11 protein-coding genes are annotated in these 11,991 nt (G+C 44.4%); 9 read left to right on the forward strand and 2 right to left on the reverse strand.

Annotated features, from left to right (window positions below):
• Positions 1-36: 36 nt before the first annotated feature.
• The 8 genes from ABJF92_RS08550 to ABJF92_RS08585 all read left to right on the forward strand — a co-directional run bounded on the left by ABJF92_RS08550 (position 37) and on the right by ABJF92_RS08585 (position 8,787).
• A complete protein-coding gene (locus ABJF92_RS08550; RefSeq protein ID WP_446815370.1) occupies positions 37-552 on the forward strand; it encodes an LPS-assembly lipoprotein LptE in 516 nt (171 codons plus the stop codon).
• Between the two features lie 11 nt (positions 553-563).
• The gene (gene holA / locus ABJF92_RS08555) at positions 564-1,601 is read left to right on the forward strand and encodes a DNA polymerase III subunit delta (RefSeq protein WP_446815371.1); all 1,038 of its coding nucleotides are present in this window, start codon (positions 564-566) and stop codon (positions 1,599-1,601) included.
• A 29-nt stretch (positions 1,602-1,630) separates the two neighbouring features.
• Positions 1,631-2,284 (forward strand): TIGR02466 family protein, encoded by a 654-nt coding sequence (locus tag ABJF92_RS08560; RefSeq protein WP_446815372.1) that lies wholly within the window; start codon positions 1,631-1,633, stop codon positions 2,282-2,284.
• Positions 2,285-2,474: 190 nt separating this feature from the next.
• On the forward strand, positions 2,475-3,083 hold the full coding sequence (locus tag ABJF92_RS08565; protein ID WP_446815373.1) for a flavin reductase family protein: 609 nt from the start codon (positions 2,475-2,477) through the stop codon (positions 3,081-3,083).
• 23 nt (positions 3,084-3,106) lie between these two features.
• Positions 3,107-5,722, forward strand: a complete 2,616-nt coding sequence (locus tag ABJF92_RS08570) for a cyclic nucleotide-binding domain-containing protein (RefSeq protein ID WP_446815374.1) — start codon at positions 3,107-3,109, stop codon at positions 5,720-5,722.
• A 60-nt stretch (positions 5,723-5,782) separates the two neighbouring features.
• On the forward strand, positions 5,783-6,715 hold the full coding sequence (locus tag ABJF92_RS08575) for an exopolyphosphatase (protein ID WP_446815375.1): 933 nt from the start codon (positions 5,783-5,785) through the stop codon (positions 6,713-6,715).
• Between the two features lie 288 nt (positions 6,716-7,003).
• The gene (dapA, locus tag ABJF92_RS08580) at positions 7,004-7,876 is read left to right on the forward strand and encodes a 4-hydroxy-tetrahydrodipicolinate synthase (protein ID WP_446815376.1); all 873 of its coding nucleotides are present in this window, start codon (positions 7,004-7,006) and stop codon (positions 7,874-7,876) included.
• 224 nt (positions 7,877-8,100) lie between these two features.
• The gene (locus tag ABJF92_RS08585; protein ID WP_446815377.1) at positions 8,101-8,787 is read left to right on the forward strand and encodes a mobilization protein; all 687 of its coding nucleotides are present in this window, start codon (positions 8,101-8,103) and stop codon (positions 8,785-8,787) included.
• 56 nt (positions 8,788-8,843) lie between these two features.
• Here the strand turns inward: ABJF92_RS08585 and ABJF92_RS08590 are convergent, their stop codons facing one another.
• Positions 8,844-9,707, reverse strand: coding sequence for an isocitrate lyase/PEP mutase family protein (locus ABJF92_RS08590; RefSeq protein WP_446815378.1), 864 nt, complete (start codon positions 9,705-9,707; stop codon positions 8,844-8,846).
• Positions 9,708-10,144: 437 nt separating this feature from the next.
• Between ABJF92_RS08590 and ABJF92_RS08595 the strand changes: the two genes are divergently transcribed.
• Complete coding sequence (locus ABJF92_RS08595) at positions 10,145-11,431, forward strand: cation:proton antiporter (RefSeq protein WP_446815379.1); 1,287 nt, start codon at positions 10,145-10,147, stop codon at positions 11,429-11,431.
• A 63-nt stretch (positions 11,432-11,494) separates the two neighbouring features.
• Here the strand turns inward: ABJF92_RS08595 and ABJF92_RS08600 are convergent, their stop codons facing one another.
• A complete protein-coding gene (locus tag ABJF92_RS08600) occupies positions 11,495-11,911 on the reverse strand; it encodes a CBS domain-containing protein (protein ID WP_446815380.1) in 417 nt (138 codons plus the stop codon).
• Between the last annotated feature and the right edge of the window lie 80 nt (positions 11,912-11,991).

Below are 11,991 nucleotides of genomic sequence, written 5' to 3' on the forward strand. Positions count from 1 at the left end.
CCACCTCTTAGTTCTTTGCTCATAAAGGAGACTTCCATGACTCGTGTATTTCAGCAATCCAGCCGTCTATGCATGCTGTTTTTTATGGTCATAAGTCTTGTTGCTTGTGGCTTTCATTTACGAGGCCAAATCATCATTCCTGACTCATTAAAAGTCATCACGCTAAACTCAGCCAGTGGTTCAAACGACTTCGACCGAGACCTCAGAATTGCCCTGAAAAAAGCCGGCGTAACTGTGCTCGATAAAGCTCAGGCCAGTGCTGACATTCCTGAATTAAAAGTCAACGCTATTAGTACTTCGGATACAACGCTCGCCACCAATAGCGACAACGATATTACGCAAATAGAACGTCGTTTAACTGCGGTTTACTTCATTCGAAATAACCAAGGCAAAGCCTTGTACGGCCCTCGCACTGTAAGTACGTCCAAGTCTTTAGCCAACCAAAATGCCGAAGAGAGTACTAAACTTGCCTACAACCAGCAGCAGACCGAAGGTATGTATGAAGAGCTTGTGAGTCAGCTGCTCAGTGATCTTAGCTACTCGCCTCTATAGTCGACACTTATATGAAAGTAAGAGCCGACCAGTTACCTCAACAGTTGCAAAAAAGCCTAGCCCCCATATACATAGTATCTGGGGACGAAGTGCTTTTGTGCCAAGAAGCGGCAGACAGTGTTCGACAAGCAGCCCATGCTGCGCAAATTGCTGAACGCTTGCGTTATGTGGTCGATGCTCAATTCGACTGGCAAGACATCATCAATGAAAACCAAAGTTTGTCTTTGTTTTCCGACCGACGTTTATTCGACATTCAAATAGACAAGTTGGCAGAAAAGCACACCAAGGCCCTTGCCCAATTAGGGCAGTCTTTAGGTGAAGACAACATTATCTTACTCAGCCTACCCAAAATTGACGCCCGCACGCAAAAAAGCAAATGGTTTACTCAACTAGAGTCCCAAGGGGTGTTCGTACAGGTTTGGCCGATTGATGCCAACCGTCTGCCGAATTGGGTACAACAAAGAGCTAAAAGCCTACAACTTAGCCTTTCTCGTGATGCGGCCAGCCTCATCTGTGAGCGCGGTGAAGGTAACCTTTTGGCTCTTTCCCAAGAGCTTGAAAAGCTGGTGTTAATTCATGGTCCTGGTGCCAACATAGAAGGTGCTCAGGTAGCTGAGTCTGTCGCGGACAGTAGCCGTTATTCCATTTACGATCTCAGTGATCGCCTATTAATGGGCAAAACCAAAGAGGCCATGCACTGCCTGAATCAATTACTGGCGGAAGGTGTGGAAGCGAATATTATTCTTTGGCTGTTTAATCGAGAAATCCAGACTTTGGTGAGTTTGCTGGCTGCCATGCAAACCACTTCATTACGCCAAGCTTGCCAAGCTCAACGTATCTGGGATAAGCGCATTCCTTTCTATGAAAGCGCCATGTCTCGCCATAACCCAACGACTCTGCCCTACATACAGAATTATTTGGCCCTAATGGACCAGAGCATTAAAGGCTTGGAAGGCCCAGATAACGCCACCGGCTTTCGAAATCTCGTCATGATGTTTTGTGGCTACAAACCCGTTTGCACAGAATTAGACTTAGCTCCTCATTTTTAACCTAGCGAAACCATCAACACAGGCCAACCATGAGTCATACCAGTATCGAAGAAATCAATGTTTGGGCAACACCCTTATATGTGGCAGAGATGCCTGATCATGAGTTTCTAAAAGATGCCTTAGTTACGCAGATATATCAGCAGAAAGCGCAACAATCTACCGCCATAGCCAGCCAAGTAGCCCCAAAAGCCAAACACGCCCTACACGAGAGCACTCTGGATTTTCTGGATATGGAAGAGGCTAATGTGATGGAAACCAAGCGCATTTTAGAGGAGCTAGTACTGGGTGTCGCCAGCGACCTTAATCAAGGGTTTTGGCCAGAGGATATAGAAGTTGACGCTCATATTATTGAGTCTTGGTATCATGTGACTCAGCAAGGTGGCTACCATGACGCTCACTCCCACCCGAACTGCTCATGGTGTGGTATTTACTACCTCCAGCCCGGCGACGCGGCGGATTTAAACAAGGGTGGACTCAACCGTTTTTATGACCCTAGAGTCAACGCTGAACATTACGCAGACCTTGGTACCGCGTATTTGGGCGGTCAAGGTGTGTGGGATTTCCAGCCCACCGAAGGCCAAGTGGTCATTTTCCCTTCCTACTTAAAGCACTCCGCACTGCCTTACTTTGGAAACAGTGACCGTGTTGTTATTGCCTTTAACTGTATTTTGGAGGCTTATTAGCCACTCACCTTCGCCCTTTAGGGAACCAAAACCACAGCTTTACGCGTATCTATCCCCTCCACCGCAGACATATCGCGTGTAGGGGCAGTTTTTTTCATCAATATCTCGATAAGTCACCACTAGATGTTCACAACCCCTTGGTATTTGTAGTAATTTAAGGGGGAATGTTTGCAAATAAGTAGGTGCACAAATGCTTTTTTCGTTTGATCAACTCAATGGTAATCAGCGTTACCACCTGATCACTCAAACCATCACACCTCGTCCCATTGCATGGATCATGACGAAAAACCTCGCAGGAAGTTACAACCTAGCCCCATTCTCTTATTTCGCGGCACTATCTTCTGACCCCGCCCTGTTAGTTGTTTCCATCGGCAACAAAGACCAAGACACCGCCAAAGATACCAAGCTCAATTTACTACGCGATAAGGAATGTGTTTTGCATATTCCCAGTGTGGAATGGGCCCATGCGGTCAATGACAGTGCGGCTAACTTAGCCTATGGGGAGTCCGAAATCGAAAAACTTGGCTTATCCCTTTGCCCTTTCACTGAGCATTTTGAGCGTTTACAAGAAGCAAAGGTCGCCCTGCATTGTCGATTATACGATGTACACAATTTAGGTGACTCGCCGACTCAGGCACTATATTTAGAAATACTTTCGCTCCATGTGGATGACGATCTCATCACACAGCAAGCACAACGCACTTTTATTGATAACCAGAAGCTGAACCCTTTAGCTCGCCTTGGTGGTAATGATTACGCTGAACTTGGCGAAAACATCACCATTAAACGACCCAATTAAGCTCCGGATTTAAGGAAATAACCATGGCAGTAAATAAACACATTCAAGCCTTTCCCTTCATGGCAGAAGCAGACAAAGCGCTGACTTCCGCCCTAGTTGAGCTTGCCAGCGTTAAAAAATTAAAAGCCAGTGAAGTGTTGGCTGAGCAGTTTCAAATCGGTCACTCCTTATACTTTCTAATTGAAGGGGAAGTGGCCATCTCTGTCCCACTGCGCGAAGAAGCTAAATCCTACAATGTTGGTATGATTAACACCTTGCTGGCGCCTATCGGCTGGTCTGCTTTTAGACATCCATCCCGTTACGCCACCACCTTCACTGCCACGAAATCAACCACCCTTCTGGTGTTCCCAATTCTTGAATTACAAAAGCTGTTGGATGACAATCTGGAATTTGCCAATCAGTTTTTACAATACGTGTATCAAGAATCTCTGCCAGTCTTAACAAATATTCAAAACCAGACACGGCCTTTCTTCTCTAATGAGTCTTTGTCTTTTGAAGAAACTCGCCCATTAAACAATCCGAAAACACAAAAGCAGTCCTTAAAAGATGCAATTGAGCTACTAAACTACGCGCCTTTCTGTGAGTCTTTTACCCAAGCTGAAATTCACAGCATGGCCAAACAGTCCACCATACTACTGGCTCACCAAGGGGACATTATTAGCCAACAAGATCAACCTGCTGACGGTTTGTATTTATTGGTTAAAGGTAAGGTAGTCATCAATTACCAAACCGAATCAGGAGAGCAGATCACCACCCGCTCGATTGCCCGATCAGGAACGATTCTAGCTTGGTGCACTCAGGCAGAAGGCCTTAAAAACCGCACTTCGATTATTTCTTCCCGTGACAGCAGCATCTTATTTATTGCCAGAGAAGATTTACTTAGCTTATTTGCTGATAACGCAAAATTCTCGGTGAAATACTTACATCGCCTAATCTGGTTGATCGGCACACATTTACAAGCCTCGCGCATGCGTTACCTATCGCAAATTGCTAAAGATGAAATTCTCGCGGTTAATAACGTCATTGAACAAAACGCCGCTTTGCTTCCCGTCAGCTCGCCGCTTTACAAAGTAAGCCAGCTGTTGAAAAGCGCCATCACTACGGACGAAGCTTTTGGCATCCTCTACAAGTGCCTACACTTTGGCTGTGTCCTAGAACGTACTATTTCTGGTATGTGTCTGGATATTCTTAAAGACTTACAACGTGAAAATGCGTTTTACCGTCATTTGCAAAATGCTTATGACAGCATCAATGCGTTACCCAAAGACACGCCAGCTTTAGATGCGAGACGCCTAGGAACAGAACAGTTTAAATTGGCTTTCCAACAAGTGCCTTACGTGATCAAGGGATTAGAAAACCTGCCTAAAAAAGCCGGTAGCTTATTCATCTACAACCACTTGCTAGGTTCTCCAACCAACCGTTTGCCAAATGGTTTCCGTTTTTCCATGGACGCTCAATTCATTAGCTCCATGATCATCGATAAAGAGTACGGTATTTCCGGACAACGTATCGTACGTCGCAGCAAAGAAAGTGAGTTTTGGCGAGACGATTACTATGAGCGTTTCGGTAATATCTTTGTGAACTCTTGGGAAACGCTCACCAAGAACACCCCAGAATATGAAGATTTTATCCGTCAGTCACAAGAAACCTTGGGCAATAACTTCCCGCTGATGATCTCACCAGAAGGGCAAAGCTTTGGCACTCATCAATCCCCTGGCGCATTTCTTCCTCATGCCTTTGAAATAGCGGCATCCATGGGAACAGATGAACCTTGGATTGTGCCCATTGTGGTGGCCAACTTCGATAAACGCGCTGACCACAATATCTATACCGTGATTATCAAGCCTGCCTTCAAACTGTCAGAGCGAGTAGACATTAGTGACAGTAAAGCCATGGGGAAATTCTTAGCGGAATACCAACAAGAATACAAAACCTATGTGGACGAGGCTGTGGCTCTGTCGAGAGAAATTCGCCAGTACCCAACCTTTAGCCGCAAAGTGGGTTACCGCTCAAACGTACTCAATCTAAATCAACTGGATATTGAGTTTGAGTCGGATGTACGTGAGCTGGAGTTTTTACTCACTCGTAAAGAATACACCAACCGACCTGTCGCCTTTTACGGCTCATCCACCATTCGCTTATGGAAAGACATCAATACCACTTTTAATGATCAAGATGCTCTGAACCTTGGCTTTGGTGGTGCGACCCTAGAGGCCTGTGTTTACTACTTTGAACGCTTGATTTTGCCCCACAACCCTCGCTCATTAGTGATCTATGCCGGGGATAATGATCTTGGCAATGCTCACAATTGTAATAAGGTCGTGGAACTCTACATCGAGCTTTTACAAAAGATAGATCAGCATTTGGCGGGCATCCCAGTTACCCTGATCAGTATCAAAGCAAGTCCTGCTCGACGCAATGTGCAAACAGAAATTGAAATGGCCAACAAGCAACTGAAAAAGCTTGCTAATACTCGACCTAACACCCAGCTCTTGGATCTGTATCAGCATTTGCTAAACAGTGACAATGAAGTGGATGAAGAACTATTTGAAGGCGATGGACTGCACCTGAATAAAAAAGGTTACGCTATTTGGACAAAACACCTTATGGCATCAAAAGATTTCATTTTTAAGCAATAACTGGCTTATAAACTGATTTTATAAATAATAAATGACAACAAATAAAGAATAGGTTTTTACATGTCTACCGATAAATTTCGACTGGTTACCCGCAGTGATTTCGATGGTCTCGTTTGTGCTGTTTTATTAAAAGATCTCGATATCATTGACGATATTCTCTTTGTACACCCAAAAGATATGCAAGACGGCAAGGTTGAAATCACGGCCAACGATATCACCACTAACCTACCTTATGTGGCGGGTTGTCATTTGGCCTTCGACCACCACCTAAGCGAAACAGTACGTAACGATAGTAATCTAGACAATCATATCATTGACCCAAATGCGCCTTCTGCCGCACGTGTGGTATATGATTATTACGGTGGTTTAGAAAAGTTTGCGAATATCTCTGTGGACATGATGGCAGCGGTAGACAAGGGTGACTCAGCACAGTTTTCCAAAGATGAAATCCTTAACCCTACTGATTGGGTGTTATTAAACTTCATCATGGATGCCCGTACAGGCCTAGGTCGTTTTCATGACTTCCGTGTCTCCAACTACCAGTTGATGATGCAACTCATCGATTACTGCCGCGACCATTCCATTGAGCAAATTCTTGCCCTTGAGGATGTGAAAGAACGTGTTGCTCTTTATCAAGAGCACGATGCCCTAGCCAAACAGCAGATCCAACGCTGTGCTACGGTACACAAAAATTTAGTGGTACTCGACCTTACTGCTGAAGACACCATCTATACCACTAACCGTTTTGTGATTTATGCACTCTACCCAGACTGCAATATCTCCATTCACAAGATGTGGGGACTGAAAAAACAAAATACAGTTTTTGCCATAGGTAAATCCATTACTAATCGTTCTTCAAACACCAATGTCGGTGAACTGTGTCTGAAATACAACGGCGGCGGTCACTTGAATGCAGGGACGTGTCAGGTAGAAAACGTTCAAGCAGATAGCGTATTAGAAGACCTTATTCACTCGATCAACCAAGACGGTTAATCTCACCACGATTAGAAGTCTTCTTGCTGAGGCTTCTAATCATTTTTTTGATAAAATTCATTGACCTTTTTTCGAAAAAAGGTCAGGATGATTTATACAAATTATTACATGATTTTTTTTATGACCTCAGTAATCTTAAATAAACGCAACGGCGATAAACGTAAGGCTTACAAGCTTTGCGATGCTGACGTGCGAATTTAAGATATCTAACTTCCCGGCAGCATTCTTGCTGACGGGTTAGCACTTTCTTTTCAGCAGAATGCCACCGGCCTAAATTAAGGCGAAACTATGTTTTACGGTGCAATCACAGCGTTAATTACTCCCTTCCAAAATGGCCAACTTGACGAGCAAGCCTTGCGTAAAATTGTGCGCTGGCAGATTGATCAAGGCATCAATGGGTTAGTACCTGTTGGTACCACAGGTGAATCCCCAACCCTAAGTGAAGACGAACATAAACGTGTCATTGAAATTACCGTTGAAGAAGCAAATAAAGCAGTGCCCATTTTAGCGGGGGCAGGTTCCAACAACCCTATCGAAGCGGTCAACTATTCGGAATTTGCCTACCAAGCTGGCGCCGATGCCACACTGCATGTAGCAGGCTATTATAATCGCCCCAATCAAGAAGGCTTGTACCAACATTTCAAGTACGTCCACGACCACAGTAAACTGCCCATCGTTGTTTACAATATCCCACCCCGTGCGGTTGTTGGAGTAGAAGTTTCTACACTGGCACGTTTGGCAGAATTACCACGTATTATTGGTGTTAAAGATGCTACGGGAGACCTAACACGCCCAATTCGTGAACGTGTCAGCATCAACAAGGACTTTGATTATTTAAGTGGAGATGACATTACCTGCATCGCTTATAACGTTGGAGGTGGACAAGGTTGTATCTCTGTATCCTCTAATGTTGCTCCTAAACTAATCGTTGAGTTACATGATTTATGCCGAGAGGGTCGCTTTGTCGAGGCCTCAGCCCTACAAGATAAATTGTTTGCCTTACACAACGCCCTCTTTATCGAACCCAACCCTGCCGGTCCTAAATACGCCTTATCACTGCTAGGCCTGTGCAGTGAAGAGTGCCGCTTGCCGATTGTACCGCTACAAGAGTCAACGAAAGCGACCATACGCCAAGTGATGCAAGAGCTTGAATTAATCTAAGTCCATTTTTCACAGCCTCATAGGCTCACCAAGCCATTATTCGGTGAGTCTAATTGGGCTGAAAGAAACACGGCCATGGCAAGACAAAAAAAGTCACAAAATGTTGTGTATTAAGGCTACTTTACTGGGCAATTCTTGGTAAAGTAGCCTTACCATATTCGACAAAAACGCTGTAAAAATCACGCTTTTAGACGATTCATAACTTTTGTTACAGGGAGAGAAAAATGGCTAAGGTACATTTCATTGGCGGTGAGAAAGGCGGTGTCGGAAAATCCATGACGGCACGTTTGCTCGCACAGTTTTATATCGATCATGAAAAACCTTTTTTAGGCTTTGATTGCGATTCGTCTCATGGCACTTTCTCACGTTTTTATAGTGAGTTTGCCTCACCTATTATCGTTGGTGAAGACGACAGCCTAGATGGCATGTTAGCCGCGTTAGAAGAAAAACCAGATCACGATCTAATTATTGATCTAGCCGCTCAAGCCGCACAGCCGTTGGGTAAATGGATTGAAGAAACCGATGTTTTCGGCCTATTAGAAGAACTTGGTTACCAAGTATGTTTATGGCATGTAATGGACGATGGCGCCGACTCAGTCGCTTTGCTTGATAAGCTATTAGATCGCTACAGCGAGCCAAGCCTAGACTTCATTGTGGTGAAAAACCTTGGCCGTGGTAACGACTTCGCACGTTTTGAAAAGTCCGACACCTACAGCAAAGCTCAAGCAAGAGATGCCTTGATCATTGAACTGCCAAAATTACAAACCAAACTCACCCAGAAAATCGACTTTAACAACAGTAGTTTCTGGGCGGTGGCCAATAATCGTAGCATTATGAACATTGCTGAGCGCCAACGTATGAAGGTATGGTTACGTAATGCCTACCAACAACTTGCGCAACTCGGTGAATAAAGCCTCAACAAAAATGCCCACCATATAGGTGGGCATTTTTCATTCTATCGCTCAGATTACTCTTGAACGTCCATGTATTTATTCGCCCACTCACGGTTCTCTTCTAGCGTTGAGTAACGAGTAGAAAGTTCCGAAGCATTTAGCTTACCTTCGGCAATACCGCGCTGCTCACGCAAACAATCATAAGTGGCTTTAATAGCAGCAAAGTAAGCGCCATGACCATTGACCACGATACGTACACCATTTTCAGCCAAACGCTCTGGATCACGTAACGCTGGGTTATCGTAAGCCACCAGCATAATTGGAATACGAATATGTTGGCTAATTTCTTCTAGGTGAGCAAAGTCTTTAATGCCCACCATACAGATGCCGTCCACGCCCACATCTTGGTAAGCCTTCACACGCAAGATCGTTTGTTCTGTGCTTAATTGCCCCGCATTGGTACGAGCAATGATACTCATGCTTGGATCAATACGTGCATCCAATGCGGCTTTTAGTTTACCAACAGCTTCTTCCACAGGGATAAGGTCCGTAGATTTACGACCATACTTAGCTGGTAGCAAGGTATCTTCAATGGTTAGGGCAGCAACACCGGCACGCTCTAACTCGCTGATGGTGCGCATCACATTCAAGGCATTACCATAACCATGGTCAGCGTCGGCAATGATAGGCAAACGGGCCACACGACCAATACGGGTAGCCTGTTCTGTAAATTCACTTAGTGTGATTAAAGCAAAGTCTGGCGCCGCTAATACTTGTAACGATGCGACAGATCCCCCTAGGATACCCACTTCAAACCCTAAATCCGCAGCAATTCGCGCCGACATAGGATCGAAAGTCGAGGCGGTGTAATAACACTGATTGGAAGCCAGCAAATTGCGAAAATCATTGCGTAAATCATGCTGAGAAGGAGTTGCCATAAATGTGCCTCAAAGAAATAATTAAATTCGTGAATTTTTTAGTTAAGCCATTATACAAGGCTTAGGTAAGGGCTTCACCCGCTTTACGAGAAGTGTCCGTTATTTTCGTTATAAACGAACAAAGTGTTTAAACCTTCTCTTCAAAACTTAATTTTCAATATCTTTACAAAGATAAATAAGACGTTTGAAACTAACTTTTTATGCTCATTAGATAACGGATTTTTGCATTTAAAGTCGTAATTAATAAGATTCCTGTCTCATTGGATAGAAAAACTAATCTAGGGGAAAAGTCTCTGTGAAAGACTGCCCTATTGAGTGACGAACAAGTCTCTTGCCAGCCTCTTAGAACAGTGACAGCGCCAACAACTGGCTATAAAATGCCTGCCAATTCTACCCTCCCTATTATCCTTGATTGACAGATACTCGAAGGCTCGTTGATGAACGCTTGGTATTTAATTTGTTTTCTTTCTGCTTTGGCCGTATTTATTGCTTTTACTAACCAATACATACTGAAAATGCAGACCACTATCGCCATCACCACAGGCTCTGTGGCCTTATCGTTACTGCTCATCGTGGCCGTAAAAATGCTGGGTGACCAAACCGCACTCTTTATTACCCAGGTGGTTGCCGGCATTGATTTTAACCAGCTGTTATTAAAAGGCATGCTTGGGTTCCTACTCTTTGCTGGGGCATTAGAAATCGACCTGACCGCGCTGCGAAAGCAACGCTGGGAAATCACCATATTGGTGCTTTTCTCCACGCTGGTTTCCACCTTTATCGTGGGTTATCTGAGCTATTATATTTTTGCCTTATGTGGCTTTTCTGTGCCCTTCATTTATTGTTTATTGTTTGGCGCGCTGATCAGTCCTACCGACCCTATCGCCGTATTGGCCATTATTAAGCAAATGCAGGCACCACAAGGTATCTCGGTTCAAGTCGAAGGAGAATCTCTGTTCAATGATGGTGTGGGCTTAGTGATTTTCACTACCATTTTTGCGGTGGCATTTTATGGTACAGAAGCCAATTTTGAAGGAGTAGCTGAGCTCTTCTTAGTGGATGCTATTGGCGGTATTTTATTTGGCTTAGCCATCGCCGTAGTGGGTCACTTCGTGATCATTAATTGTCGTGATATGAACATCCGCTTGCTGGTCACATTGACCATTCCTTCCGCAGGCTTTGCCTTAGCGAACATCTGGGGCATTTCCGGCGCTCTAGCCATGGTGACTTGCGGTATTTTGCTGGGCAACATTACCCGTGCCAAAGCCTCTAAACGCCGTGGCCCTGATGGCACCCGCTATGTGAAAGACTTCTGGCACGCCACCGACAGTTTCCTTAACGCCTTACTCTTCTTGATTATCGGTATGTTGATCGTCACTATCCCGTTATCTTGGGAAATTATCGGTCTAGGGGTATTAATGATCCCGGTGGTTTTACTGGCACGTTTTATCAGTGTTGGCAGCCCCTTCTTGGTGTTCAAACGCTACCGAAAATACGATAAGCATTCGGTGAAGATTTTGACCTGGGGTGGCTTACGTGGAGGATTAGCCCTAGCCATGGCGGCGGCTATTCCGAGCGATGAGTTTTTTGTCGCAAATTATGACTTGCATGACTTAATGGTGGTGATCACTTATGTAGTGGTGATTTTCTCTATCATAGTACAAGGGTTAACCATTTCACCTTTGATCCAAAAAAGCATTCAAGCGGCTCAAGATAAGCCAGAATAAGGCTTTCATTCCAACAAGAAGGGCAAGTTCCTAGTGGAGCTTGCCCTTTTTTGTTGGTGAATATCACTCTACAGGACGGGGCTTTTTAATGGCTTTTAATAAGTCCCGCCAGCTTATAATCCCGACTGGTAACTGGTCTTTATCCAATACCGGCAAACACGAAATATTATGCTCGATGAATAAATCCACTGCTCGATACAGGTTGTCTTCCTGACGGATACAAATAGGCTTGCGGGTCATCACTTGATGCACTTTCTTATTTAAAGTAGCCGTGTCACTGGGTTCTTCCGCTGCAGTGCCAACTCGAGGACTAATGGCTTTCAATAAATCCCTATCCGATACCACCCCGATTAAACGATCTTCCTCCACCACTAATAGATGATGAAATTTTGTATTAGAAAAGATTTCATTCACCACAGATAAATCGTCATCCAGCTCAACGGTGACCACAGGGGAAGACATAATGGATGAAATATTCATACTACCTCCTAGCTTAAGCAAAAGGATTTGTGCTTAAGCAACAAGCTTTTATGTCTTCAGTATAGCGGTAAAACCTTAGG

The organism is Marinomonas sp. (assembly GCF_039940335.1).
In the GTDB taxonomy this organism is placed as follows: Bacteria; Pseudomonadota; Gammaproteobacteria; order Pseudomonadales; family Marinomonadaceae; genus Marinomonas.

Coding starts and splice junctions, on each gene's coding strand:
- ABJF92_RS08550 (WP_446815370.1), top strand. CDS start 37: ATGACTCGTGTATTTCAGCAATCCAGCCGTCTATGCATGCTGTTTTTT.
- holA (WP_446815371.1), top strand. CDS start 564: ATGAAAGTAAGAGCCGACCAGTTACCTCAACAGTTGCAAAAAAGCCTA.
- ABJF92_RS08560 (WP_446815372.1), top strand. CDS start 1,631: ATGAGTCATACCAGTATCGAAGAAATCAATGTTTGGGCAACACCCTTA.
- ABJF92_RS08565 (WP_446815373.1), top strand. CDS start 2,475: ATGCTTTTTTCGTTTGATCAACTCAATGGTAATCAGCGTTACCACCTG.
- ABJF92_RS08570 (WP_446815374.1), top strand. CDS start 3,107: ATGGCAGTAAATAAACACATTCAAGCCTTTCCCTTCATGGCAGAAGCA.
- ABJF92_RS08575 (WP_446815375.1), top strand. CDS start 5,783: ATGTCTACCGATAAATTTCGACTGGTTACCCGCAGTGATTTCGATGGT.
- dapA (WP_446815376.1), top strand. CDS start 7,004: ATGTTTTACGGTGCAATCACAGCGTTAATTACTCCCTTCCAAAATGGC.
- ABJF92_RS08585 (WP_446815377.1), top strand. CDS start 8,101: ATGGCTAAGGTACATTTCATTGGCGGTGAGAAAGGCGGTGTCGGAAAA.
- ABJF92_RS08590 (WP_446815378.1), bottom strand. CDS start 9,707: ATGGCAACTCCTTCTCAGCATGATTTACGCAATGATTTTCGCAATTTG.
- ABJF92_RS08595 (WP_446815379.1), top strand. CDS start 10,145: ATGAACGCTTGGTATTTAATTTGTTTTCTTTCTGCTTTGGCCGTATTT.
- ABJF92_RS08600 (WP_446815380.1), bottom strand. CDS start 11,911: ATGAATATTTCATCCATTATGTCTTCCCCTGTGGTCACCGTTGAGCTG.